At 66.5% G+C, this 25932-nt stretch carries 22 protein-coding genes and 1 tRNA gene; 10 read left to right on the top strand and 13 right to left on the bottom strand.

Annotated features, from left to right (window positions below):
* The first annotated feature begins 47 nt into the window (after positions 1–47).
* From AAA989_RS08875 to AAA989_RS08865, 3 genes are read left to right on the top strand one after another with little or no spacing between them, the layout of a single operon-like run.
* Positions 48–1256, top strand: coding sequence for a toxic anion resistance protein (locus AAA989_RS08875; RefSeq protein ID WP_338242727.1), 1209 nt, complete (start codon positions 48–50; stop codon positions 1254–1256).
* Positions 1257–1263: 7 nt separating this feature from the next.
* Complete coding sequence (locus AAA989_RS08870; RefSeq protein WP_338242725.1) at positions 1264–2028, top strand: hypothetical protein; 765 nt, start codon at positions 1264–1266, stop codon at positions 2026–2028.
* A complete protein-coding gene (locus AAA989_RS08865) occupies positions 2028–2336 on the top strand; it encodes a polyhydroxyalkanoic acid system family protein (RefSeq protein WP_338242722.1) in 309 nt (102 codons plus the stop codon). The genes AAA989_RS08870 and AAA989_RS08865 overlap by 1 nt, the downstream gene beginning before the upstream one ends.
* Before the next feature lie 13 nt (positions 2337–2349).
* Here the strand turns inward: AAA989_RS08865 and AAA989_RS08860 are convergent, their stop codons facing one another.
* From AAA989_RS08860 to AAA989_RS08850, 3 genes are read right to left on the bottom strand one after another with little or no spacing between them, the layout of a single operon-like run.
* On the bottom strand, positions 2350–2799 hold the full coding sequence (locus tag AAA989_RS08860) for a DUF2721 domain-containing protein (protein ID WP_338242720.1): 450 nt from the start codon (positions 2797–2799) through the stop codon (positions 2350–2352).
* A gap of 14 nt (positions 2800–2813) precedes the next feature.
* On the bottom strand, positions 2814–3842 hold the full coding sequence (locus tag AAA989_RS08855) for a mannose-1-phosphate guanylyltransferase (protein WP_338242718.1): 1029 nt from the start codon (positions 3840–3842) through the stop codon (positions 2814–2816).
* A 46-nt stretch (positions 3843–3888) separates the two neighbouring features.
* Entirely contained in the window at positions 3889–4620 is a 732-nt protein-coding gene (locus AAA989_RS08850; RefSeq protein ID WP_338242716.1) for an energy transducer TonB, read from the bottom strand.
* Positions 4621–4780: 160 nt separating this feature from the next.
* Here AAA989_RS08850 and AAA989_RS08845 point away from each other — a divergent pair, with 160 nt between their 5' ends.
* Complete coding sequence (locus AAA989_RS08845) at positions 4781–5005, top strand: DUF2171 domain-containing protein (RefSeq protein ID WP_338242714.1); 225 nt, start codon at positions 4781–4783, stop codon at positions 5003–5005.
* A gap of 99 nt (positions 5006–5104) precedes the next feature.
* Here the strand turns inward: AAA989_RS08845 and AAA989_RS08840 are convergent, their stop codons facing one another.
* Complete coding sequence (locus AAA989_RS08840; protein ID WP_338242711.1) at positions 5105–6538, bottom strand: sulfatase family protein; 1434 nt, start codon at positions 6536–6538, stop codon at positions 5105–5107.
* 88 nt (positions 6539–6626) lie between these two features.
* Positions 6627–9695, bottom strand: coding sequence for a TonB-dependent receptor plug domain-containing protein (locus AAA989_RS08835; protein WP_338242709.1), 3069 nt, complete (start codon positions 9693–9695; stop codon positions 6627–6629).
* A gap of 114 nt (positions 9696–9809) precedes the next feature.
* Here AAA989_RS08835 and AAA989_RS08830 point away from each other — a divergent pair, with 114 nt between their 5' ends.
* The 5 genes from AAA989_RS08830 (at position 9810) to AAA989_RS08810 (ending at position 17587) form a co-directional block, all read left to right on the top strand.
* On the top strand, positions 9810–10751 hold the full coding sequence (locus tag AAA989_RS08830) for a LysR family transcriptional regulator (protein ID WP_338242707.1): 942 nt from the start codon (positions 9810–9812) through the stop codon (positions 10749–10751).
* A 49-nt stretch (positions 10752–10800) separates the two neighbouring features.
* Entirely contained in the window at positions 10801–14301 is a 3501-nt protein-coding gene (locus AAA989_RS08825) for a hydantoinase B/oxoprolinase family protein (protein WP_338242705.1), read from the top strand.
* Positions 14298–15302, top strand: a complete 1005-nt coding sequence (locus tag AAA989_RS08820; RefSeq protein WP_338242702.1) for a DUF2891 domain-containing protein — start codon at positions 14298–14300, stop codon at positions 15300–15302. The genes AAA989_RS08825 and AAA989_RS08820 overlap by 4 nt, the downstream gene beginning before the upstream one ends.
* A 126-nt stretch (positions 15303–15428) precedes the next feature.
* A complete protein-coding gene (locus AAA989_RS08815) occupies positions 15429–15686 on the top strand; it encodes a hypothetical protein (protein WP_338242699.1) in 258 nt (85 codons plus the stop codon).
* A gap of 35 nt (positions 15687–15721) precedes the next feature.
* The gene (locus AAA989_RS08810; protein ID WP_338242697.1) at positions 15722–17587 is read left to right on the top strand and encodes a YcaO-like family protein; all 1866 of its coding nucleotides are present in this window, start codon (positions 15722–15724) and stop codon (positions 17585–17587) included.
* Here AAA989_RS08810 and AAA989_RS08805 read toward each other — a convergent pair.
* Both AAA989_RS08805 and AAA989_RS08800 read right to left on the bottom strand, forming a co-directional pair.
* Positions 17547–19577 carry a BTAD domain-containing putative transcriptional regulator gene (locus AAA989_RS08805; protein WP_338242695.1) on the bottom strand — a complete coding sequence of 677 codons (2031 nt, stop codon included), beginning with the start codon at positions 19575–19577 and terminating at the stop codon, positions 17547–17549. The two genes, AAA989_RS08810 and AAA989_RS08805, sit on opposite strands and share 41 nt — an antisense overlap.
* A gap of 151 nt (positions 19578–19728) precedes the next feature.
* The gene (locus tag AAA989_RS08800; protein WP_338242693.1) at positions 19729–20115 is read right to left on the bottom strand and encodes a UrcA family protein; all 387 of its coding nucleotides are present in this window, start codon (positions 20113–20115) and stop codon (positions 19729–19731) included.
* A 219-nt stretch (positions 20116–20334) separates the two neighbouring features.
* On the opposite strand from AAA989_RS08800, the gene AAA989_RS08795 reads away from it, so the two are divergent.
* Complete coding sequence (locus AAA989_RS08795) at positions 20335–22116, top strand: tetratricopeptide repeat protein (protein ID WP_338242691.1); 1782 nt, start codon at positions 20335–20337, stop codon at positions 22114–22116.
* A 64-nt stretch (positions 22117–22180) separates the two neighbouring features.
* Here the strand turns inward: AAA989_RS08795 and AAA989_RS08790 are convergent.
* The 6 genes from AAA989_RS08790 to AAA989_RS08765 all read right to left on the bottom strand — a co-directional run bounded on the left by AAA989_RS08790 (position 22181) and on the right by AAA989_RS08765 (position 25867).
* Positions 22181–22256 (bottom strand) — tRNA-Lys (locus AAA989_RS08790).
* 33 nt (positions 22257–22289) lie between these two features.
* Positions 22290–22787 carry a 2-amino-4-hydroxy-6-hydroxymethyldihydropteridine diphosphokinase gene (gene folK, locus AAA989_RS08785; RefSeq protein WP_338242688.1) on the bottom strand — a complete coding sequence of 166 codons (498 nt, stop codon included), beginning with the start codon at positions 22785–22787 and terminating at the stop codon, positions 22290–22292.
* 36 nt (positions 22788–22823) lie between these two features.
* Complete coding sequence (aguB, locus tag AAA989_RS08780; RefSeq protein WP_338245482.1) at positions 22824–23687, bottom strand: N-carbamoylputrescine amidase; 864 nt, start codon at positions 23685–23687, stop codon at positions 22824–22826.
* Between the two features lie 34 nt (positions 23688–23721).
* Entirely contained in the window at positions 23722–24201 is a 480-nt protein-coding gene (locus AAA989_RS08775; protein ID WP_338242686.1) for a YybH family protein, read from the bottom strand.
* Entirely contained in the window at positions 24201–25061 is an 861-nt protein-coding gene (locus AAA989_RS08770) for a class I SAM-dependent methyltransferase (RefSeq protein ID WP_338242684.1), read from the bottom strand. Before AAA989_RS08770 ends, AAA989_RS08775 begins: the two co-directional genes overlap by 1 nt.
* A complete protein-coding gene (locus AAA989_RS08765; RefSeq protein ID WP_338242683.1) occupies positions 25061–25867 on the bottom strand; it encodes a class I SAM-dependent methyltransferase in 807 nt (268 codons plus the stop codon). Before AAA989_RS08765 ends, AAA989_RS08770 begins: the two co-directional genes overlap by 1 nt.
* Positions 25868–25932: the final 65 nt, after the last annotated feature.

Here is a 25932-nt window from a genome sequence, read left to right as displayed (position 1 = left end):
TACAGTAGGCACGTGCCAAGGACAGGCAAAGAGGGAATCGAAGGCGCATGGCCACCAGTAAAGAGACGACCACCGCAACCGCTACCGATCTGGACCTTACCCCGCCGGATCCGGTGCCCAGCGTCGCGCCCGAAAGAGCCGCCGGCCTCGTGCCCATCAGCGAGGAGAAGAAGACCAAGCTGCAGGAAAAGGTCGACGGGTTCGTCAACGAGCTGGTGGCGCTGGATTCCAAGTCGCCCGATTTCGGCAAGAAGGTGGACCAGATCACCAACATGGGTCGCAAGGAAATCATGGCCGCCAGCCAGATGTCCAACCGCTTCCTAGATCGCCCGGTGCGCGCGATGGATGCCGACAGCGGCGTGGGCGCGGACCTGACCGAGCTTCGCCGCACGGTGGAGGAACTCGATCCCGGTCGCCGCGGCAAGATGACCGGGCGCAAGTTCCTGGGCATCATTCCCTTCGGCAACAAGCTGAAGAACTACTTCGACAGCTACACCAGCGCCCAGGGACACATCCAGTCGATCCTGGCCCGCCTTTCCAGCGGCAAGGACGAGCTGCTGATGGACAATGCCGCCATCGACGTTGAGCGGCAGAAGCTGTGGGAAGCCATGGGCAACCTCGAGCAGATGATCCATATCGCCAAGGCGCTGGACGCAGAGCTTGAGGAAAAGGCCGCGGAACTCGATTCCACCGATCCCGAGAAGGCCAAGGCCATTCGCGAGACGGCGCTGTTCTACGTCCGCCAGCGCACGCAGGACCTGCTGACGCAGATGGCGGTTTCGGTGCAGGGCTACCTGGCGCTGGACCTCGTCAAGAAGAACAACGTCGAGCTGGTGAAGGGCGTCGACCGCGCCAGCACCACCACCGTGGGCGCGCTGCGCACCGCGGTGACCGTGGCGCAGGCGATGACCAACCAGAAACTGGTGCTGGGCCAGATCACCGCACTGAACCAGACGACCGCCGGCATCATCGATTCCACCGGCCAGATGCTGCGCGACAACACCGCACAGATCCACGAACAGGCGGCCAGCAGCACCATTCCCATGGAAACGCTGCAGCGCGCCTTCCAGAACATCTACGACACCATGGACGAGGTGGATTCGTTCAAGCTGCGCGCGCTCGATTCGATGAAGCAGACCGTGGAGACGCTTTCCACCGAGGTGGAGAAGTCGCGCGGCTACATCGCCCGTGCCGAGGGGCAGGCCCAGGCCGCCTCGCAGGTGCGGGACAGTGGCCTTCTGAGCCTGGAGGGCTGACCGGCTGATGGCCGACACTACACGCGAATCCGATGCCATCATGAAGGCTGCGGGCGACAGCCTGCGGGTGAACCGGTACGAGGGCGGCTTCCACCGCGGTCGCGGCTCGATCGGTCGCGGCTCGAAGCAGGTCAAGCGCAAGAACCTGCTGAAGCGGGCGGGCTACTTCGGCGCGGCCGTGCTGGCCATCTTCATGGCCGCCAGCGTCGCCGGGATGATCCTGCAGGGGATCGGCTTCGTCGGCGTGATGGTGGCGATCTTCGCGATCGTGGCGGCGGGATTCATCTTCGCCAACTATCCCAAGGTGCGCATCCCCGACCGTGCGGAGCTTTCGCGCACGCAGGACGCCCGGCGGCTGGTCGCGCGGACCGAGCTGTGGCTGGAAGGCCAGCGGCCCGCCCTGCCCCCGCCCGCGGTGCAGCTGGTGGACGACCTGGGCGTGCAGCTGGATGCGCTGGGCAAGCAGCTGGAGCATGTCGATCCGGCGCACCCCGCGGCGGCCGAAACACGCAAGCTGGTAGGCGAATACCTCCCGGAAACCATTGATTCCTATCGCCGCATCCCCGATCACCTGCGCAAGGAAAAGCGCGCGGGAGAAACGCCCGATGCGCAGCTGGTGAACAGCCTCGGCAAGATCAGCAAGGAAATAGACCACGTCACGCGGCAGCTTGCCGAAGGGTCGCTGGACGACCTGGCAATCAAGAACCGCTACCTCGATTACAAGTATGGCGGCGAGGACACATCGCTCCCCCCGCCCGAAAAGGAGTCCTGATGGACATCGAAATTCCGCACGACCTCGGCCGCGAGGAAGTGCGCCGCCGCCTCAGCCAGAACAGTCACAGGATTGCCGACAACATACCCGGTGGAATGGCCGAGGTGCAGACCAACTGGCCGACCGAGGATCGCATGACCATGTCGATCAACGCCATGGGCCAGGTGCTGCAAGGACATATCGACGTGGAGGACGAAAAGGTCATCTTCCACATGGTGCTGCCGCCCGCGCTGGGCTTCCTGCAGCCGATGATCGATGCCGCCATCCGCGATCAGGGCCAGCGCATGCTGGAAGCGCCGAGGGACTAGCAGCGGGCGGACCCTAGAGTTCGCGGTCCTTTTCCAGGAATTCCTCCGGGATGCGCAGCGCGGCGGTCGCCTCGCGCGTCTCCCTCAGGAACACCAGCAGCGCCCACATCAGCAGCGCGATTGCCAGGATGAAGCTGCCTGCCGCCACGGGGTTCAGCCCTATGTGTGCGAATTCCTCGAGGAACAGCAGCACTACCGTCAGCCCGATGGAGAGCGCGGCCATCACCAGCAGCCGCAACGCCTGCCCGATGAGGGTGATGCGCTGGTCGCTCATGCGGATCTCGCGAACCACCATGTCGTGCTCTATCCCTTCGGTCTCGCCGTGCAGCCGCTGCAGGGTGCGCGCCCGGTCGACCACCCGGCCAAGGCGCTGGGTGAGCGTGGCGATAATGTTGCCGATGGCCACCAGCACGAAAACCGGCGCCAGGGCCAGCTGGATGGTTTGCGCGATCATGGTGTCCATGCCCTGCCCCTTCGCTACTGCTCGCTTGCGCCCGACAGCTTGCCGACCTTCTGCGCGCCTTCCATCGTGGTGACGAGCACCTCGCCGCCATCGACCACGATCGCCACGTTTTCCAGTCCGATGGCGGACACGCGCAGGGAATCGCTTTCGGCCAGCACTCCGCGGCAATCGACCAGTTCGACGGGCCCGCGCGTGCGATTGCCGTCGCCATCGCCGCCGCGCGCATCGCGCAGCGCTTGCCAGTTGCCGATATCGGACCAGCCCATGGTCACCGGGACCATGGCAGCGCGGGGAGTCTCCTCCATCACCGCATAGTCGACCGATTCCGCCTCGATTGCGCCAAAGGCCCGGGCGTCGGGATGGAAGCGCGTGTCCGACAGCTCTCCTCTTTCCACCGCTGTCCGCACCGCCTCCGCCATCGCCGGGCGGTGACGCGCCAGTTCCGTCATGAAGGCGCCTGCCGCAAAGGCGAAGATGCCGCCGTTCCAGCTGTAGTCGCCCGACGCGAGAAACCGCATGGCGCTGTCGAGGTCGGGCTTCTCGACAAATTCGGCAACGGCGAAGCCGCCCTCCACGGCCTCTCCCCTGCGCATGTAGCCAAACCCGGTCTCAGGCGCGGTGGGCGTGATGCCCAGGGCGACCATGTAGCCCTTGCCCGCCAGCGCGGCCGCGGCGCGCACCGCGGAATGGAAGGCCGGAACATCGGCGATGAAGTGGTCGCTGGGACACACCAGCATCACCGCATCCTCGGGAAGGCGCGCGGCGGCCAGGGCAATGGCGGCGGCGGTGTTCTTCGCTTCCGGCTCCACGATGATGGCAGCATCGCCGCGAAGCTGCGCCTCCACCAGCGGCAGGTGTGCGCCACCGGTGACCACGGTGGGAGAGGCGAACAGTGTCGGATCGGCGACGCGCTCCATGGTGGCCTCGAACAGGGTCTGATCGCCCATCAGCGGCAGGAACGGCTTGGGGCGCGACCTGCGGCTGCGCGGCCAGAGGCGCGTGCCGCTTCCCCCGCACAGGATTACCGGATGGATCGGGCTCATGACCTATCCCTCATTCATCACGCGAGAGCTTGCAAGCCCCGCCGGCTTACCGTGCGCGGAAATCCACGCGGTAGCCATAGCGCGCCTCTACCGGCGTTCCATCACGTGCCGTGGCGGGATTGAAGCGTATGCGCTCGATCACCAGCGGGCACACGAGGGCGGTGGTGGCCGCATCCACCTGGGTGCTGGCAACCGAGCAGTCGCGGGCACGGCCATCGGTGGTGACGGTGAAATGCACGGTCACGGACTTGCCGAAGCGCGCCGCGCGCCCCCCTTCCGGCACGGGAAAGTCGCGCGCCTCGTTCAGTTCGCCCGAGCGCACCGATGGACCCACGGCAACTGCGCCGCCCTGCCCCGATCCGCTGCGCCCGCTGCCGGTTCCCTCGCCTTCTCCGCCAGCGCCGGTCCCCTCGCCGCGGTCGGCCGCGCCGCTGGTGTTGGCGGTGCCGGTGGACGCGGCCCGCGGCGCCGGGCTGGGCCGGGGAAGCGGGCGTTCGGGCGCGGTCACCTCGCGCGCCACCGCTTCCTTGCCGGCCTCCGCCGCCGCGCCTTCGTCGGGCTGAGGCGGAGACACGCTGGGCTCGGTCTCGGGCGGTTCTTCCTCGTAGGTGGAGACGGTGACGGTCACCAGCGAAGTTGCCTGCTCCACCACGCTGGCGGTGAATTCGGGCGCTAGGGCGCGGGCAAGACCGTAGAGCGCCGCGAAGTGCAGCAGGACGATCACGACGATCAGCTTCCAGTTCAGACGCTTTGGCGGACCGTATCCGGGGGTTGCCATCGGTGCTCCTTCCGCGCGCCAACTAGGCGCAGCGCCCTCCAAAAGCCACCCCCCGGCGACCTGCCCCCGCGAGGCGTTTCGCGCAGACGACGAAGCGAGGAACGGCGAGCCTTAACCGTTCGTTGTATAGGTGTAAGTCGATAAAAAGAAAGGAATTCTCATGTTCGAGAAGCTACGCATCAAGGAACATATGGAAGTCACCAACTTCGAGGGCCAGCACGTCGGGACGGTCGATGACGTGAAGGACGACCGCATCAAGCTGACCCGCACCGACAGCGAAGACAACATGCACCACTACATGCCGCTGGATTCGGTGGACCGCATCGACGACAACCGCGTCTACCTGAAGCAGGGCGCGACCATTCCCGCCGGTCTCGCATCCTGACTTCGATCCGATAGCGCACAGCGCTTGGAAAATGGCCCCGCAAGCCTATCCGGCTTCCGGGGCCTTTCCATGTCCGCACGCCGCCAGATACTGGCGACGCTAGCTGTCCCAGCCGAAGTGGTCGGCCAGTTCCTTCGGGGTAAAGCGATAGGAACTGGCATCGGGGGAAGACAGCATGGTGGCGTTCCATTCCTCGAATGCCGCCTTCAGTCGGGCGAAAGTGTCTGCCTCGCGGAATTTCAGGTTGGCCCGTTCCAGCGGGTCGGCGACGATGTCGAAGAGGTATTCCTCTCCGCCGATGGAAAGGTACTTGTATCGCCCGTGCCGCGCCGCCTTCTGGTCCTTTGCCCAGAAGCGCCAGAACAGCGTGCGATCGGGCGGAGTGGCGCCAGCGAGCACCGGGCGTAGATCCATGCCGTCGCTGGGATAGTCCGGGTGCGGAGCCGTGCCGGCAGCGGCCAGGAAAGTGGGCAGAAAATCCATCGACAGGGCGGGCACGTCGGTTTCGGTGCCGGGCATGGTCAGACCGGGCCACTTGACGATGAAGGGCACGCGCATGCCGCCCTCCAGCAGTTCGGTCTTGATCCCGGTGAACGGCCAGTTGTCGCTGAAGCGCTCGCCGCCGTTGTCGCTGGTGAAGACGACCACGGTATCCTGCTCCATGCCCAGTTCGCCAAGCCGGGCGAGCACGCGGCCCACGTTCATGTCGAGGCTGGTGACCATTCCGGCATAGGTTTCCATGTCGCCGCCGTCGAAATGGGTAATGTCCAGTGAGCCGGGAATGGTGGGTCCGGATTCGGCCAGCCGCGCGCTTTCGGCGCGCCCTTCTGCGTCGTTGGCTTCCCACGGCCAGTGCGGGGCGGTAAAATGCAGCGACAGCAGCCAGGGCCTGTCCGCCTCCGCCGCACGGTCGTCGAGGAACGCGATGGCGCGGTCGGCCATCAGGTCGGTCATGTAGCCGACTTCCTCAATGGGCACGTCGCCGTCCCACAGGTCCGGCTGCCCGGCGACGTTGTGCGTGAAGTAGTCCACGCCGCCGCCGCGGATGCCCCAGAATTCGTCATAGCCGCTCTTCAACGGGCCGAAGTCGGGAAGCCAGCCGAGATGCCACTTGCCGACCAGCCCCGTGTGATAGCCGGCATCGCGCAACAGCGAGGGCATGGTCGGGTGCGCCGGATCGAGGCCGAGCTCGCGGTTGCCCAGAGGCTCCTCCAGGCCGACGCGCAGGCGATACTGGTAGCGTCCGGTTATCAGGCCGACGCGGGTGGCCGAGCAGACCGCCGAATTGGCATAGCCATGCGTGAACTTCAGGCCCTGCGCTGCCAGACCGTCGAGCACCGGAGTCTCGTACTCGCGCCGTCCGTAACAGGAGAGGTCGGCATAACCGAGGTCGTCGGCCATGATGAACAGGAAGTTCGGCCGTCGGCCGGGCGAGTGCGCCAGACCCGGCACGGTGACGGCCAGCGTCGCCGCACCGGCAGCGCCGATGGCGCCGCGCCGGGTGAAATTGCCGGTGATCGTCTTCTTGCTCACGAAATGCGTCCCCCAAAACTTGCGATTGCCTGCGCAGATGCGGGGCCGGATGCTAGGGAGTAGCCCCGGCCCCGCCAAGACCCTCCGGCTACATGCGCACCCGAATACCGAGCGTGTAGCGCCGCCCGAGCACGTCGTAGACTGCCGTGTTGACCTGCGAGGAATAGCCCAGAAAGGCGCTGTACGATGGCGTGACCGGCGGCGCTTCGTCGCCGAGGTTGGTGATGTTTCCGTAGATCTCCACTTCCGTGCCGGCGAGGTCGAATTCGTACCCCAGCCGCAGGTCGATGTAGGTCACGGAGTCCACCGAGTTGTCCTCGATCCCGATGCCCTCCACCAGCGAGGCGTCCTGTATCCCCCCGCCGATGTGCCGCACCTGCACCAGCCCGGAAAGCCCGCCGTTGCGGTAGGTGATGCCGCCGGTGGCCTTGAAATCGGCATAGGGCAGGTACACGCCCGAAGACTGCGTTGCCCCGGTCTGGCCGGTGACATCGGTGACGTTGCCGTTGAAATCGGTGTCGGAGCGTTCGAGCAGCCACGAGGTGAACAGGCGCGCCGAGAGCGATTCATCGCCGCCCAGCAGGTCGAGATCGGTATTGTAGCTCGCTTCGAAATCGAGGCCTTCGACATTGGCCGCCGCCACGTTGACGAAGACATCGCCCACCAGCACGATATCCCCGCTGGCACCCGGCGTTGCCGTGCCGCTTGTAAGGGTGATGAGGTCGCAGAATTCCTGCGCGCTGTCCTCGAAGCAGCGGCGCAGCACTTCCTGGTTCCCGACCTGGCTGATCGCGCCGCTGATCTCGATGTTGTAATAGTCCACGCTCAGCGAAAGGCCGGGAATGGCATCGGGCTGAAGAACGACGCCAACCGTCCACGTGTCGGCTTCCTCCGGGCTGACCTCGGGGTTGCCGCCGGAAAAGCGGGTCACGTTGATAGCCTCGACGGCTGCGGTACGCGGGTCGTCGACCACCGCGCTGCCGCCGGTGCGATCGAACCGTTCCGACAGGTTGCCGGCCCGCACGTCGCGCGAATAGGTGCCGCGCAGACGGATCTGTTCGTCGATGAATCCGAGTTCCAGTCCGCCCTTGTAGGCCCAGACGGAGCCGGAGCCGGAATAGTCCGCCCAGCGCACCGCGGCATTGGCATTGGCCGTGAAGCCGTCGGTATCCACCAGCGGCATCAGCACTTCGCCGAACGCTTCCCAGACTTCCGAGCGGCCCTTGATGTTCGACACCTTGGAATACTGGATGCCCACCGTGTTGAGGCAATCGGGCGTGCTGACCCCGCGCAAGCCGGGCGCCTCTCCATTGCACAGCACGGGATGGCCGCTCTCGTGGTCCGATGCGGGATTGGTCACGTCCTGCACCAGCTGCAGGATCTCGTCGCGGCGATAGGATCCGCCCAGGGCCACCGCCAGCGGCCCGGCCCACAGCTCCAGCAATTCGCCCGAGGCCGAAATCTCGGCGAAGTGCTGCTCGAAGGTCGTCAGGTTCACCTTTTCCGGCGAGGTCGTGTAGTCGTAGGTGCGGCCGCTGGCGAAGCCATCGTCGGCGAAGAACAGGGGGGTGGAGATGCTCTGCCCCGCCTCGACCCCGGTGACGTAGTCGACGGCGGCGGCAGAGGCATTGCCCCGGCCGAACAGGTTCAGCGGCTCGCATCCCGGGAAGGCATCGCCGAACAGCGATACGCGGCAGACCGGATTGCCAGTGCCGTCGTCCACGGCATCGACCGCGGCGAATATGCGGTCGACCCGCAGGCCGAACTGGCGCCAGTCGCGCTCGGAATGTCCGTACTGGTAGAAGGCATCGACCGACCACCCGCTGTCGAAATCGTATTCGAGACCCACCGTGCCGATGTGCTGGGTGGTCTGGTCGTCGAGGTAGAGTCCGCCAATGTCTTCGAGGCTGCCCATGCGGCGCAGGGTGAAGCTCTCGATATTGTTGGCGATCATCGTCTGGCGCAGGCTGTCCGGCAGGAAGAAGTTATCCTGGAAGATCGTCAGCGCCGTTGGCGTTCCGCCGAAGCTGGAGCGCGGCGTGTTGTACTGCCAGATTCTGGTGCGCCCGTGCAGGTACTGTGCGAACAGGGTCAGGTTGTCGGTCGCTTCGAAGTCGGCGTAGGCGAACACCGAATAGCGCTCGAGGTCGGGATAGAGACTTGGCGCTTCGGCTCCCAGGTCATCGTTGTGGCCGCCGCCCGCGGTGCGCGCAGGAGGGATGCCATAGGGGAACTGGTTCACCGTTCCGGGCTGATAGGGCGCCACGTTTCCGGTGCTGTCGAACACCAGCTGGTGAATGGCCGTGCCGGGAGCGACGACCCGCCCGTCGAAGCTGGCGTTGGCCGAAACGGTGCCGGGAACGAAGCGGTATGGATCGGCGGCGGTGCCGCTGCCGAAGGTGCCCCATCCCTGGTACCAGTCGCGATCCCGGTAAGTGAATATGCCTTTCTGGTCGTAATATTCGCCCGCTACCAGGATGTGGCCGCGACCGCCGGCGAAGCTGGTGCCGAAAGTGCCGGAAATCTCGTAGTTGTCGCCGTCGCCGCGTTCGGTGATGCCGCCCTGGGCCGACACTTCGAGCCCGGTGAAATCGGTATCGAGGATGAAGTTGACCACGCCTGCCACCGCGTCGGAGCCATAGGCCGCCGATGCGCCGCCGGTGGTGGTTTCCACCGCCTGGATGGCGGCCTCGGGGAACAGGTTGATGTCCACCCCGCCGAATGCGCTGGTGGAGGGAACACGCCGCCCGTTGAGCAGGGTCAGCGTGCGGTTCACGCCCAGCCCGCGCAGGTTGAGCGTGCCGTAACCGGCGCGCGTGAAGAAGGCTCCGCTGTTGGGGGTCTGGTTGCCGTAGAACTGGGGCAGCTGCGAAACGCCGGTGATCAGCGCTCCGGGGGAAAGGGTTTCCAGTTCCTCCGCCCCCACCACGGTGACGGGAACCGGTGCCTGCATGCCATCTGTCTGAATACGCGACCCGGTGACGTAGATGATCTGCCTGTCCTGCTCCGCCGCCGGCTCGCCTGCGGGCGCGAAGTCGTCCTCCGCATCCTGCGCCGTCGCCTGCCCGGCCGACAGCATCAGGGCCAGTGCGCTGGCCCCTCCTGCCAGCATACCCTTCGTTGCACGCAGCCGCGCGCCAACCTTGCCTGGTGACATGGTTTCTCCCTCCCTTGTCCTCTTCTGCAAGGAAATTCCGGCACGCGCGGGACAAAAGCAACGCATCGCAAGGTGATGGTTGTTATAACCCACACATTATGTATTCCTTGCGCGATGATAATACCGAGCCTGCCTTTCACCCTGCGCCAGCTGGAGGTCTTTTCCACCCTCGCGATATCCGGCAGCTTTCGCGGCTGCGCGGAACAGCTGGGCATTTCGCAGGCGTCGGTCAGCAACCAGCTCAAGGCGCTGGAAGATCAGCTGGCCGTCACGCTGTTCGACCGGAAGCCCGGGCGCAGACCGCTGCTGACGGCGGAAGGCCGCGCGTTCGAGAGCGACCTGCGCGAATTCTATGCCGCGGCGCAGCGGTTGGCCGCGCACCGGGCCGCCCGGCGATCGGCGGACACCACCATCCAGTTTCGCCTGCTGGTGGGGCAAGGCATGTTCGACTTCTACATTCGCCAGAAGCTGGACAGCTTCTTTGCGCAGAACCCGCAGATCGAACTGGAATTCGAGACCCGGCCTCCGACCTCCGACGTGCCCAGCCTGCTGCAGGCCGGTCGTTTCGATTTCGCCCTGATCAACATCCGCGAGGATCTCGGCACGCCCGACGGCCTGCAGCCGCTGGCACGGGTTCGCGGCGGCATCTACGGCCACCGGTCCTTCGCCGAGGGAGAACGACTGCCGCTGTCACCGGAGCAGGTAAGCCTGCTGCCTTTCGTCCTTCCGCACGCCGGCAGCCGGCAGGAGCGCGAACTGCTGGCCGCGCTTGCCCGTGCGGACGTCAGGCCGCGCAAGGTGGTGGGCCATTCGCAATACTACGATGTGATGGGCGCGATGCTGGAGCGCGGGGTTGCCGTCGCCTCGTTCTCCGAACCGCTGCTTCGCCCCGAAACGCGCGAACAGGTGGTCCAGCTGATGCCGCTCGTCGACTGGCGCATGTGGCTGTTCTGCAAGCCCGCCTCGCCCGATCCCCGCCGCGACGTGGTGAAGTCGTTCCTGATCGATGCGACGATCGGCGATCCCGACTTTCCCGCGGCGGAGGTCTTCGCATAGGGCGACCATTCGCTCGACAAGCGGGCCGCGGCTTCCTAGCTGGACTGGCATGACCGGATCCTATCGCTTTGCCATAGACCGCGGCGGCACCTTTACGGATGTCGTGGCGCAGACGCCGGATGGTGCCATCGTCACCACCAAGCTGCTCTCCAGCAATCCGGAGCAATATCCCGATGCCGCCAGCGAAGCGGTACGGCGGCTGATGGAGGAACACGGCAGCGCGCCGATCGCCGAGCTTCGCATCGGCACGACCATCGCCACCAACGCCCTGCTGGAAAGGCAGGGAGAGCGTGTCGCGCTGGCAATCACGCAGGGACATGCCGATGCCCTCAAGATCGGCAACCAGGCGCGGCCCGATATCTTCGCCCGTCACATCGTGAAGCCCGAGAGGCTGGAAAGCCGCACCGTCGAGATCGCGGAGCGCGTGGGGGCCGACGGGGAGGTTCTCGTGGCGCTGGACGAGGATGCGGCGCGGCGCGACCTGCAAGCCCTGCGCGAGGACGGCTACGAAGCCCTCGCCATCGTCCTGATGCACGGCTGGCACTACCAGGATCACGAGAAGCGCCTGGCCACGATCGCGCGCGAGCTCGGCTTCACGCAGGTCAGCGCCAGCCATGAGGTTTCCCCGCTCATCAAGCTGGTGCCGCGCGGCGATACCTCGGTCGCGGACGCCTATCTCTCGCCCGTGATCCGGCACTATGTCGACCAGCTGGCGCAGCGCCTGCCCGATCACGGCAGCCTTCGCTTCATGCAGTCGAACGGCGGGCTGGCCGATGCGCGCGCCTTTCGCGGCAAGGACGCGGTGCTGTCCGGTCCCGCAGGCGGTGTCGTCGGCATGGTGGAGACGGCACAGGCGCTGGGATACGACAAGCTGATCGGCTTCGACATGGGCGGCACCAGCACCGACGTGTGCCACTATGCCGGCGAGTACGAACGCACAGGCGACAGCGTGGTGGCCGGCATCCGCATAGCCGCGCCGATGATGCAGGTGCATACCGTGGCCGCGGGCGGCGGCTCGATCTGCCGCTTCGACGGACAGAGCCTGCGCGTCGGCCCCGAAAGCGCGGGCGCCGACCCTGGCCCTGCCTGCTATCGCAAGGGCGGTCCGCTGACCGTTACCGACTGCAACCTCATCCTTGGCCGTATCGACCCCGCCGAATTCCCGCGCGTCTTTGGCCCGGACGGCGACCAGCCACTCGATCCCCACGCCTCGCACGCGCGGATCGCGGAAATCGTCGACCAGCTTCCCGAGCCGATGAGCGTCGAGGATCTGGCCGAGGGCTTTCTCACCCTGGCGGTGGACGAGATGGCCAACGCCATCCGCACCATCTCCACCGCCCGCGGTCACGACGTGACGACCCACGCCCTCGCCTGCTTCGGCGGCGCGGGCGGCCAGTTCGCCTGCCGCGTGGCCGACGAGCTGGGCATCGAGACGGTCCTGGTTCACCCGCTGGCAGGCATGCTCAGCGCCTACGGCATCGGCCTGGCGCCGGTGGTTTCCATGCGCGAGGCGGGCGTGGTGCGCCCGCTGGAGGAGGATTTCAGCGAGGCGCTGGCGGACCTGAAGGAAACCGTCACGCGAGACCTTACCGCGCAGGGCATCGATGCCGGCAACATAGAGCTCGTCCCGCGCCTGAGACTGCGCTTCGAGGGCAGCGACACCACGCTCGACCTGCCGCACGGCACGGACACGGACGCCCGCTTTCGCGAGCAGCACCGCCGCCGCTTCGGCTGGTCGGACGAAGAGGCTCCCGTGGTGCTTGAAGCCCTGAGCGTCGAGGGGCGCGGCACCAGCGGCGGGCTGGCGAGCCAGAGCGTGGTCGAAAAACGCGGCTCGCTCACGCCCGGCCAGTCGCTCGACGGACCGGCCATGATCCCCGACCCCGGCTCCACCACCATCGTCGAGAAGGGGTGGCGCGCCACCCTGGCGGACGAGGGTTCGCTGATCCTGAAGCGCACCGCCCCGCGCGAACATGCCGCTATCGCAGGCAGGCCGGAGACAACCGGAGTCGATCCCATCCGCCTTGCCGTGTTCAACAACATGTTCATGGCGATTGCGGAGGAAATGGGCGTGGTGCTGGAAAGCACCGCAAGCTCGGTGAACATCAAGGAACGGCTCGATTTCTCCTGCGCCCTGTTCACCGGTGAAGGCGAACTGATCGCCAATGCACCGCACATCCCGGTGCACCTCGGCTCGATGTCGGCCAGCATCCGCCGGGTGGTGGACAACCGCGCCGGAAGCGAGCGCGGCATCAGGCGCGGCGATGCCTATTGCCTGAACGATCCCTACGCCGGCGGCACCCACCTGCCGGACGTCACGGTGATCGTGCCGGTGTTCCTTTCCGACGACAGCGTGCAGCCCGATGCCTTCGTCGCCGCGCGCGGGCACCACGCCGATATCGGTGGCACCGCGCCCGGCTCCATGCCGCCCGACAGCACCAGCATCGCCGACGAGGGCATCCGCCTCGACGACGTGCTGCTGGTGGACGAAGGACAGTTCCGCGCCGAGCACCTGCGCGACCTGCTGACCTCCGGCACGCATCCGGCGCGCAACCCGGCGCGCAATCTTTCCGACCTCAAGGCCCAGCTGGCCGCCTGCGCGCGCGGCGCGGACCTCCTCGGGGATGCCGCGAGCGAGCATGGCCGCGAGGTGCTGGTCGCCTACATGGGCCACGCGCTCGACCACGGCGAAGCGGCCGTGCGCACGCTGGTGGAGCGGCTGACTTCCGGCAGCTTCACCTACGCGATGGACAACGGCGCGCAGGTCTCGGTTGCCGTCAGCATCGATCAGGATGCGCAGACCGCGCGCTTCGATTTCACCGGAACCAGCGACCAGCTGCCGAACAACTTCAACGCGCCTGCCGCCATCACGCGGGCCGCCGTGCTCTATTGCCTGCGCTGCCTGATCGACGACGACATTCCGCTGAACGACGGCTGCCTGCGCCCGGTGGAGATCGTCGTGCCGACAGGCTCGATGCTTGCACCCGAACCGCCCGCGGCGGTGGTGGCGGGCAATGTCGAGACGAGCCAGGTGGTGACCGACGCGATCTTCGCCGCGCTCGGCGCTCTCGCCCCCGCCCAGGGGACGATGAACAACTTCACCTTCGGCGACGACACGCGCCAGTATTACGAGACCATAGCCGGCGGCTCCGGCGCGGGTGACGGACACGACGGCACCGACGCGGTGCAGACCAACATGACCAACAGCCGCCTGACCGATCCCGAAGTGCTGGAGACCCGCCTGCCCGTGCGGGTGGAGCGGTTCGCCATCCGGTCCGGCTCCGGCGGCAAGGGGCGATGGCACGGCGGCGAAGGGGTGGAGCGGGCGATCCGCTTCCTTGAGCCCATGCGGGCGCAGATCCTCGCCAATCGCCGCAAGGTGGCGCCGCGCGGTATTGCCGGGGGCGGCGATGCCCTGCCCGGCGAAACCCATGTCGAAAGGGCCGATGGCTCCTCGCTCGATCTGGGAGCGACAGGCGGCGCGGACATGGCTCCCGGCGACACCATGATCATCCGCACTCCGGGCGGAGGAGGTTACGGCAAGGCATGAGACAACTCGACGAAACCATCGCCCGCCGCTTCGCCAGCACCGCGCTGGGGCACGTGGGGCAGGAATATCCCAACTCGCTGGGGCAAGTGATGAACGGGCCGTTCGACGCGAAGACGCCGCGCGAACTGCATCCGGCGTTCTTCGGCAGTTACGACTGGCACAGCTGCGTGCACAGCTGGTGGACCCTGCTGACGCTGCGCCGCCTGTTTCCCGACATGCCCGAAGCCGCGCAGGTCGATGCGCTGGCGGCGGAGACCTTCACGGCCAATAAGCTGGCGGGCGAACTGGCCTATGCACGGCGCCCGGAATCGCGCGGGTGGGAAAGGCCCTACGGCTGGGCCTGGCTGCTCGCCCTGCACAGCGAAGCGGCGCGCCGTGACGATCGCGACTGGGCCACGCTGCTGGAGCCGCTTGCCAGGCATTTCGCGGCAGGGTTCAAGGACTACCTGCCCAAGCTCACCTATCCCATCACCACCGGCACCCACGCCAACACCGCCTTTGCCCTTACGCTGGCGCATGACTGGGCGAACCAGTTCGATCCTGCACTGCGCGGCCTGATCGAGGACTACGCGAAGGCCAATTTCGCTCAGCTGGACGAATATCGCGGCTGGGACATAGGGGGCGATTCATTCCTGTCGCCGGTGCTTTCGGTGGCGCTGCTGATGCAGCGCGTCCTGCCGCCGGATGAATATTCCGACTGGTTCGACCGCGTCCTCCCGGAAGGCGGCTGGCTGGAGGATGCCTGTCACCCCGTGACCGTTTCCGATCCTACCGACGGCAAGCTGGCGCATCTCGACGGCCTCAACCTCAGCCGCGCGTGGGCCCTTCAGACGATGGCCCGGCGGCTGGGCGCCGCGCCGCGAGCCGAGGCTCTGCGCAAGCTTGCCGACGAGCACTTCGCAGCCTCGCTTCACGCGGTGGACGGTGACTACATGGGCTCCCACTGGCTGGCGAGCTTCGCGCTGCTGGCACTGCTGGCGGCGGTGCCCGACGAGACCTGAGCCCGCCGCCGGCTTCATAGTCATTCTCCTCAGGTTTCGAACAATAGCAGGCTGTTAGCGCGCATTTCTAGGCGCGAAGTTCCATGCTATACTCACCTCCCACTGCATCAATACAGGGAGGTGACTATGAGTGCTGGAAGTGGAAGCGAGTCCGCGACCCCCGATCACTATTTCGTAGAGATCGTGGAAAGCGGCAAGACCCGGTACGTTCTTTGCGGAGCCGTCGCCTCTTTTGATCCGGACAAGGTTTCCGAGGCAACGCTTCAGGGCATCCAGGAGCTGTTCAAACGGGATTGTCTTCGCGCGGTACCTGCCGACTCCGACTTGCAGGCCCTGCCCATGACATTCGAACTCTACTCTTTCCAGTCCGGCAAGAATCAGTGAGCCTCGAGCCTCGCGCTCGAACCCTTGAAGACACGTTGAAGGCCGCGACAGCGGTCGCCAGGGCAGCGGGCGTGACCCGGGTGGCCGACGTTACCGCCTTCGGCGTACCCGGCATTCCTGTCTGCCAGGCCGTCAGGCCATGGTCGCGATCCCTGTGCGTTGCGCAGGGCAAGGGGCTGACCCCCAGTGCCGCGGTCGTTTCGGCACTGCTGGAATCGGTGGAGCTGTGGGCGGCGGAGAACCTTGAGGCTGATGGCCCGGTGCGGCCGCTCGAAAGCTTGAGTCCGGCGGACCAGGCAATCTGGCATGGGGAGAGACACCCGCTGGCGATCTCCCTTTCCCGCCATCTCGATCGCGCATGGCTGCAGGCCGAGGACCTGTCTTCGGGGGAATTGCGGCCGGTTCCGTTCGACCTCCTCTCCCTCGATTTCACCGGCGACCTTCTCGAATGCCCGGCGACGTCTAACGGCCTGGCGTGCGGCAATACGCGGGACGAGGCAATCGCATCGGGCCTTGCCGAACTGCTTGAGCACCATTGCTGCGCCTGGTTCGCGTCCCTTTCTCCCGCAGAACGAGTGTCGTGTCAGGTGAAGCTCGACAGCATCGACGATCCCCTGCTGGAAAGCCTGATCGCGCGCGCCAGGGCAGCGGGCTTTTCGCTTCGCGCCTGGAGCGTGGGCAAACCGTTCGGAGTGAGCGCCTTCCAGTGCCTGTTGACGGAAGACAGGCGCCAGTTCGACGATCTTGCCCCCTCCACGGGAAGCGCCTGCCACACCGACAAGCGGATCGCCCTTGCCAAGGCCCTGCTGGAGGCGGTGCAGTCCCGCGCCACGCTTTTCGCAGGCGCGCGGGACGACATCAGGGCCGATGCCTATATCGACGGTCGAAAGCAGGAATTTGCACTGATGCTCGCGTCCCTCGGATTCGGCGAGGGGCGCAAGGACTGGAAGCAGTTGCCGTCATCCCGGCACCGGGATGCGGGGGATATAGTCCGCGCGTTTCTGCGTGCTGTCGCGGCGATCACGGACCTGCCAGTCCTTGCCTACCGGCACGACCTGCCGACCGACGAGATCGAGTTGTGGCACTGCCTGGCACCCGGGCTGCACGATGGCGCGCGGCGCAACCGGGAGCGGCGCGATGCCCCGGCACGGCGCGCTCCGCAAGCGGTCCGCGCGGATCGCCGGGACCGCAAGATCGTGTTCGCAGGCCCGAGCGTGCACGGCCTGGAATGCCCTGACCACATCGAGCTGCGCCCTCCCGCGGCCTGCGGCGACCTTCTTGCCCTGCTGGCGGAGCCGCCAGCCACCGTCGCGCTGGTCGACGGTGTCTTTCGAACGGCGAGAACCGTGTGGCACCGCGAGATCCTGAGCCTGCTCGAAGCCGGGTGGCGCGTGCTGGGCGCAAGCAGCCTGGGGGCGATCCGCGCCGCCGAGTTGGCGCCCTACGGCATGGTGGGGGTGGGAGAGATATTCGCGGGCTACGCCCACGGCGCCATCACGCGCGACGATGCCGTGCTTCTCCACCATGGGCCGGCCTATCTCGGTTTCGAGCCTTTCAGCGTGGCGCTGGTGGACGCGGAATTCACGCTCGCCCATCTGGACTTGGGCGAGCACGACCGGCGCATGATGCAGAGGATCGTGCGAACCACGCCCTATCCGCAGCGCACCTGGCAAGCCTGCTGCGAACGGTTCCGGCAGCGCACCGGAAGCCCTTTCCCCGTCGCGGTGCAGGAACTGGAACGCATGCCTTCGCTCAAGCGCATGGACGCGGTGGCCCTGTTCGACGTGCTGCGCGAGCCGCGACCATCTGCCACGCGGCTGCCGTGCGCCCCTCCCTATACGATCTACTACGACCGCCTGATCACCAGCATGGCCGGAGCATCTCCCGTAGTCCATTCTTGACGAAATTCCTGTTCTCCAGCGGGAATAGCGGGAGTGTCGCGTCCAGCCATTCGTCGACGTCGTCGAGAGTCGGCGCCTCGCTCCGCTGCCAGGCCTTGCGAAAGGCGGAAGCGAAGGATTCCGCGACCGGGACGAGGTCCTTCATGTGGCCATTGAGCCGCGTGGCATTGGCGAGCCTGACCGCGGTATACTGCAGGCCGATTTCCCCCGACACGATGAAGTGGTCTTCCGCAGCCCGCGCTTCGCCGCGCAGGGCCGCGATCACGGCATAGTCGGCATGATAGTCGCTGGGCGGGAAGGGGTTGAGGCGAAAGGCGCGCTGCATCAGGTCCTCGGCCAGTTCGAATTCGCCCAGGTGGCAGAAACCGAAGGCGCACATGTTGACCGTATCCGCATCGCGCGGAAGGCTTTCGAGCGCCACCATGAATTCCCGCCGCGCAAGGTCGAGATTGCCCTTGCGCAGCTCGCACCAGCCCTTGCGAAGGTGCAGTTCGCTTTGTTCGGGATGCAGCCTGGCTACCGCGGCGAGGTGCTCTTCCGCCTTGGCGCGGAAGGCCTGCACGTCGTGCCCGCACAGCTGCTGCCAGAAATCGGTGTTGTACATGCGCACGAGCAGCAGCCTGGCGCCGACGTGCCTCGGATCGCTCTCGACCAGTCCTTCCAGCAGGTCCACCGCGCGCCGGACGGACTCCAGGTCGCCCGCCTGCCGGATGAGGAGCCTGGCGCGGGTGAACCTGTCGCGGTCGCTCTCGCCCCCCTCCTCCGCAGAAGCCAGCTTCTGCTGAAGATCGCGGTCGATTGCCGAAAGGACAGCGCCGCAGGCCTTCTCGACCAGCGTGTCGAGCGTGTCGAAATCGGCCTGCTCCACCCGCAGCTTCTCCGCCCACACGATGATCTGCGTGGCGGCATCGGCCAGTTGCAGGCTGGCGCGCATCTGCTCGCCCAGCTTCGACACTCCCAGCGACAGCGAATAGATGGCGAGCGCGTTCTCGGCCTCGGCAAGCGTGCGCGTCGCGGGCTCGTGGGCGAGGTGGATTACCTCGACGCTCTGCAGTCTCTGGATTTCCGTGCAGATGTCGACCGCGCAGGCGCTTGCGAAGGATTCCAGCTCGCCATCGGCAGAGCGCGAGGACGATACCAGCACCAGTGGCAGCAGGTCGCTCTTTCCGATCAGCCTGCCGGGCGATGCGGGCGCGGAAGCCGTCCCGGTCGCGTCCGCATCGGTGGAGTGCGGCTCCGCGCCGGTCAGGGAATCGAACAGGGCTCTCGTCTGTCGCGAAGGCCGGACATCGAATTCGGCCTTCAGGCAGCGTTGCAGCTCGCGGTAGCGCCGGTGCAGCGAGCTTGCGTCGCCGGCCATGTGATCAAGCTGCATGCCCAGCCGTACGGCTTCCTCGTTCGCGGGATCGAGGCGGTCGAGACTGCGCAGGATTTTGCGGGCGTGCTTCATGTCACTGACATCCACCTCGCCAAGAGCGTCCAGCACGTCTCCGATCAGCTGGTCGCGCAGCCTCGTCCGCTCCGTCGCGAGCCACTCGTCGAAACCGGGCGAGAGATCGATCAGGTCTTCCAGAGGTTCGCCCTGCACCAGGTCCAGCGCATCCGCCAGACGGGGGAGATCCCGGCGTGCGGCGGCCTGCCGTATCTGCTCGAGGTCGCTCGTCACCCGGCCTTCGGTCAGGGCGATGGAGTCGCGCCCCATGTCCAGGGCATCGGAAAATCGCGGCAGGTCGCGCAGTTCCATGAGGGCATGGCGCAGGCTTCCGCGCGCCTGCTCCGCGCCGCGGTCGGTCCACAGGAGAGATGCGAGAATGCCACGCGAGGCGGCACGTTCGGGGGAAAGCACGAGGTAGGCGAGGATGGCGCGGGCCTTGCGCCCGGGCAGGTCCAGCGATTGGCCGCCCACCCTGATCGCGAACGAGCCGAGCAGGACGATCTGGGGCTGCTGTTCGGGTGACGCCGCAAGTCGATCCGCCGTCGTAGCTGCCACGCGAGGTATCCCCCTCCCTGCGCGGGCGAAAAGACAGTCTGGCCAGCAGGTCTGCCCGCACTGGCTCAGAATCTGCCCTGTGTCGGTTCACAAGGCAAGACGCGGGTGCCGCCGAGACGACACCCGCGTACATGCAGAAGATTGCCATCGCTCAGTTGGCGAAAGCCAGGCGGATCCGCGACGGGCGGTTCGGGTCGCCATCGGCGCCGGCGAGTTCGACCGAGCCCCGGGCCTGGTTGATGGCGAATTCGCGCTGTCCGGCGACGCCCGTTTCGGCTTCGCGCTCGCACTTCTTCACCTGCATGCGTTCGCTCAGGGTCGTGGCGCTGGGAACCCGGCAAACGCGGCTGATCGCATGTTCGATGCGGGAATCGAGCGTTGCGATCCCTTCGGGCGTCTGCAGGTTGAGATCGCCGTACTCCACGTACTGCTGGCGAACCTCTTCCTGCGCCAGGGCGACCGTGGGTACGGCAACCTGGACGGCGAAAAGGGCGGCAAAGGCTGCCGCGGCGGTGGTCTTGATGGTCTTGCTGCTCATTGTCTGTCTCCATGTCCTTGTCCGACGGAATTGCCGAACGCCGTCCTTGTGAGACAGGCTATGTGATCGCTCCGGTGATCGGGCGTGAAAAGAACGTGAAAAATGAACCCGCAGGTGGTGTCGGGACACATTTCTCGCCTCCGGACCGTTGCGGGCGTCGCTCGAAGGGCGCCGATCTGCTATGAAGGCAATCGGGGTCGCGCAGCCGGGAGACCGAATATGCGCCGCACGATCATGCTTTCCACCGCAGCATTGGCGACTTTCGCAGTCGGAAGCGCCTCTGCCAGTCAGCCCGCCGGTTTTTCGGCGCAGTCGCTCGAGGCTCTCGATCCGTCCCTGACGGGTCGCCTGGCCTGCCGCGGCTTCGATGCCAGCGGCGGCACGCTCGACACGAGGCTCCGGCTGGCCCGGTCGCTGGCACAGCAGCAGGGCCTGGGTTCGCGCGCGATCAATCTCTATTCGGACGTTTCTCCATCCGACCTGCCTGTCGGGGACGTCGATCCGCTGGCCAAGCGTTACTTCGACCAGGGCCTGGCGCTGGCCTATGGCTTCAACCACCGCGCGGCCATCCGATCGTTCCAGCGCGCCCGGGAAGTCGATCCTTCCTGCGCCATGTGCTGGTGGGGCGAGGCCATGGCCAATGGCCCCAACATCAATTCCGGCATGGACAGCGAGCAGAACCAGGCCGCCCTTCGTGCGCTCGACCGGGCGAGGGAACTGGCACCGGGTGCCGGCCCCGCCGCCATGCAGCTGATCGAGGCGCAGGCCGCGCGATACTCGCCCGACCCGGATGCCGATCGTGCCGCGCTCGACCGCGCCTACGCGGTTGCCATGCTCGCCATTTCGCAAGGCAATCCCGACAGCGACGACCTGGCGATCCTGGCGGCGGAAGCGAGCATGAACACGACGCCCTGGAACTACTGGGACGCCGCTTCCGGCCAGCCGCGCCCGCTGATCGGGGAAGCCGTGGACCTGATCGAGCGGGTGATGGCCCGCAATCCCACGCACCCGCAGGCTTCCCACCTCTACATCCACCTGCTGGAACTGCCCGAGCCCGAGCGAGCCGAAGCCGCCGCCGACAGGCTGCGCCAGACCGGCCCGAAGGCGTTCGGCCACCTCGTCCACATGCCCTCGCACATCTATTACCGGCTTGGCCGTTATCGCGATTCGATGGATGCCAACATGGAGGCTGTCGCCGCCGACGAGGCCTATCTTGCCGATGTCGGAGACGATGGCCTGGTGCGCTTCGGCTATTACCCGCACAACGTCCATTTCCTGCTGACCTCGGCCCAGATGATGGGAGACGTGAGGACGGTGGTGGAGCAGACCGCCAAGCTGGAATCCATTCTCGACGTGGATACCGGGCGCGATCTGCCGTGGGTCCAGGCGATCTACGCCGCACCCTATTTCGCGCTGGGCCAGTACGGTTCACCGGCGGCGACGCTCGCGCTCACGGAAGATGCGCACGCGCTCGACTATGTTGACGCCATGCGCCGCTATGCCCGGGCCGTTGCCCACGCGCAGGCGGGCGACTTTGCCGCCTTCGACACCGAACTGGCTGCACTCGAGGCTTTCGAAACGGCGGAGGACGTGACGAACCTGGAAGCAAACGGCTTCCCCGCCCCGCTGATCATCCGCCTCGCCGCAGAAGTGGCGAAGGGCCGGAAAGCCATGGCGCAATCCCGGTTTTCGGACGCGGTGAGGCACTTCTCGCAAGCCGCGGAATTGCAGACCTCGATCCCCTACAACGAACCGCCATTCTGGTATTACCCGGTCAACCAGTCGCTGGGCGCCGCACACTTCCAGGCGGGAGACTTCGAAGAAGCCTCAAAGGCCTTCAGGGCCGCGCTGTTCGATGCGCCCAACAACGCCCTTGCCCTCTACGGCCTGGCGCAGACCGAACGCAGGCTCGGCCACCGGCCCGAGGCCGCAGCCGCGACACAGGCGTTCGACCGGGTCTGGAGGGGCGAGCGAAGCGCTCTAGACATGAACCGCATCTAGGCATTGTCGAGCACCCGGGAGGCGCCTGCGCGACTCCGGCTGCCGGACGAACTTTGCGAAGTGATGGTGAGCCCTGCTGGGTTCGAACCAGCGACCTACTGATTAAAAGTCAGTTGCTCTACCGACTGAGCTAAGGGCCCCCTTGCGGGTGTGGCGGCAGGTGCCGCGCGCGCTCACCTAGGGGTGGGGCGGTGGCTGGTCAAGCGGGCAAGCAGGTGTTTCACGCTGAGGCCAGTCAGCGGATCGCGCCAGTCGGGGGCGACGGTGGCGGCTGGCCGCAGCACGAAATCGCGCTGGCGAAACAGCGGGTGGGGAACCAGCAATTCGGGCGAGGCGAAGATTCCGCCATCCCACAGCACGATGTCGAGATCGAGCACCCGCGCGCGCCAGCGCTGTCCGCGCCGCACGCGGCCGAAGGCAGCCTCCGCCTCCTGCAGGCAATGCAGCAGGCCTTCGGGCTCCAGCTTGCTTTTCAGCAGCAGCGCGGCGTTGGCGTAGCGGCGCTGCGAAGGACCGACGGGCGCGCTGTCCATGATAGGCGAGCGCGCCCTCACCTTGCCCAGCGTCTCGTCGAGGATGTCCATCGCCGCCGCCACCACAGCGCGGGGCGGGCCGAAATGCGGGTGCCGCTGGTTCGATCCGACGGCGATGATGTAGCGGTGTTTCTTCATGCCCACCCCCGATGCCCCGGCAAAGGGGCGCTTGCCTCAGATATCCTCGGCGATCCGGCCGTAGAGCTGCGGGCGCCGATCGCGGAAGAAGCCCCAGCTGGCGCGGTGCTTGCGCGCGGCATCGAGGTCCAGCTGCGCTACCAGCGCACCGGTTTCCTCGCGGCCGTACTCGGTCAGAATGTCGCCCCACTCGTCGCAGATGAAGCTGTGCCCGTAGAAGGTGTTACCCGCCTCCTGCGAACCCTCGTGGCCGATCCGGTTGGCGGTGACCACGGGCATGCAGTTGCTGACTGCGTGGCCGATCATCGCGCGGCGCCACATGCGGCTGGTATCCATATCCGCATCCTTCGGCTCGCTGCCGATGGCGGTGGGATAGAACAGCACCTGCGCGCCCAGCAGCGCCAGGCAGCGCGCGGTCTCGGGATACCACTGGTCCCAGCAGATGCCGATGCCGATCCGGGCTCCGAAGACGTCCCACACCTTGAACCCGTCGTTGCCGGGGCGGAAATAGAACTTCTCCTCGTACCCCGGCCCGTCGGGAATGTGGCTCTTGCGATAGGTGCCCATGATCTCGCCCTCGGCGTCGATCATGGCGAGGGTGTTGTAATAGTGATGGCCGTCCCGCTCGAAAAAGCTGGTGGGGATGGCCACGCCCAGCTTTTTCGCCAGCGCCTGCATGGCGATGACCGAGGGGTGCTCCGCCGTCGGGCGCGCGAGGGCGAAGAACTCGTCCTGTTCCTCGCGGCAGAAATAGGGGCCGGAGAACAGTTCGGGGGGCAGCACCACCTGCGCGCCCTTCCCGGCAGCCTCTGCCACCAGGTCGGAAACGGCTTCGATATTGGCGGATTCGTCCTCGTCGAAGAGGGCGAGCTGCAGCGCGGAGACGTTGAGAATGGTCATGGACGGGGCAATTACCCGCGTGCGCACGCCAAGTCTACGAGCTGTGATCCGCCATGATCTTCCAGCCGCCCTGCTCGCGCGCGAAGATCAGGCTGGTGAGGCCGGTCGCCGGTTCGCGGTCGTCGGGATAGGTAAGGGTGTAGCGGCCGATGTAGAGCGCGTAGTCGCTGCCGAGCGGGCGGAAATCCTCGGTTTCGAAAGTCAGCACGCCGCGCTCGGCAGGGTCGGCCTGAGACCAGTCGTAGGCCTCGCGGTAGCGTTCCTCCATCGCCTCTGCGCCGCGGATCAGACCGCCGGACCCCACGAAGCTGGTATCCTTGGCGCTCGAGTAGATGGCGAGGAAGCGATCCATGTCGCCTTCGTTCCAGCCCGCCGCGCTCTCCTCCATCGCGGCCTCGATAACCTCCAGCTGCGGAGCGGAGACCAGGCCGACGGGATCGGTGTCGACCGGCTCCGGCTCGGGCGTGCAGGCGGCCAGCGCGAAGGCGGCCACGATGGGCAGGGCAACACGCATCAGGCGCGCTTGCGGAACAGCAGGGTCATGCGGTCGCTCTCGCCGATTTCGGCGCGGCGGGCGCGTTCCTCGCTCCCTTCCGCTGCGCCGCGATAGCTGGGCGGCAGGCTCCACACGCCGCCGTCCCAGTCGGCCGGGTCGGACGGGTTGGCGTTGATCTCGCTGCGCGCGACGAGTTCGAAACCGTAGGCCTCGAACAGGGCGATCACGTCCTGCTCGCGCTGGTAGCCATTGTCGCCCAGCACGTAGGACGCCGGGGCATCGGCATCGGCGCGGTGCTGCACAACGCCCAGCAGGCCGTCGTCCTTCAGCATGGTGCGCGCGGCGACCAGGCTGTCGTGCAGCCAGCCGAACCGGCGCATGTTGTGCACCTCGCGGAAGATCAGGAAGCGGTCGGCAGTGCCGGCATGGCTTTCCAGCGCATCGTCACCGGTGTTGAGCCCGACGACCTCGGCTCCGTCATCGCCCACCCAACCCTGCGCGTCGGATGGAATCTTCGTCGCCGCGTCGCGGTACATGTCCCAGTATCCGGTCAGCGAGGGATGCAGTTCGGGATTGAGGCCAATGTAGGTGCCTTCCTCGCCCAGGTAGGGGATCAGCACGCGCGAATACCAGCCGGTGGCGGGCATGTAGTCGACCACGGTCATGCCCGGCTCCACCCCGAAGAAGGCCAAGGTTTCGGCCGGGTTGCGGAACTCGTCGCGCACACGGTCCTCCGCCCGGCGCGGGTGCAGCAGCACGCTTTCCAGGTTCAGCGCGTTTTCCATCGCGGTGGGCCGGTCGCCCTCGTGATGGTCGGCCAGGGCCGGAACGGAACAGGCCAGCGCGGCGGCGGCTCCCAGGATTGCAGGAATACGCATCAGTCGGCCTTTCGGAAAAGCAGGGTCATGCGGTCGCTCTCGCCGATCGCCTCCAGCCGTTCGCGATCGGTGTCGCCGCCCGACAGAACCGGCGGCAGGGTCCACACCCCGCCCGGCCAGTCGGCGGGATCCTCGGGATTGGCGTTGATTTCAGCGGCGGCGACGAGGTCGAAGCCGTGCACGGCGAACAGCTTGATCACGTCCGCCTGACGCAGGTATCCGCGCGAGCCGTCGGCATCGTCGTAGCTCGCATCCTCCGGCGCGCGGTGCTGCACCACGCCCACCATGCCATCGTCAGCCAGCAGGCGGCGCATCGCGCGAAGCTGGGTATCCGCACCCTCGCTGTTCAGCATGCCGTGGAGCGAACGGAACACCAGGATGCGATCGACGGTGCCGTGCATGTCCTCGGTGATCTCGTCGGTCTCGAATGCGGTGATGGCATCGGCGGAAACGCCTGTGGAACCGGTGGCCATGGCGGTGAAGCGTTCGGCCCAGGCGGGCTCTCCCGGTTCGGGTTCGCCGGTGTCGGGCTGCATGGCCATGTAGGTGCCGTGCGGCGCGATCCACGGCAGCAGCACGCGGGTGTACCAGCCGCCGCCGGGGCCGTATTCCACCACGCGCATCGTCGGCTCGACGCCGAAGAAGGCCAGCGTCTCTGCGGGATGGCGATACTGATCGCGCGCAGCATCCTGGGCGCGCGTGTCCATCGCAAGAACCTCTTCCAGCGACGGGCTTTCGTGATGGTCGGCAAGTGCTGGAGTGCCGAACGTCAGCGCGGCGGCAGCAACAAGGGGGGCAATTCGCATGTCTTTCAATCTCCCGGATCGATATTGCGCGCAATCTACGCTGCCGGCACGGGATGACAAGCGGA

The sequence above is a fragment of the Aurantiacibacter hainanensis genome, assembly GCF_036321025.1.
Lineage (GTDB): Bacteria > Pseudomonadota > Alphaproteobacteria > Sphingomonadales > Sphingomonadaceae > Alteraurantiacibacter > Alteraurantiacibacter hainanensis.
Note: the sequence above shows the minus strand (reverse complement) of the source record. Positions and strands in the feature narration are given on the sequence as shown.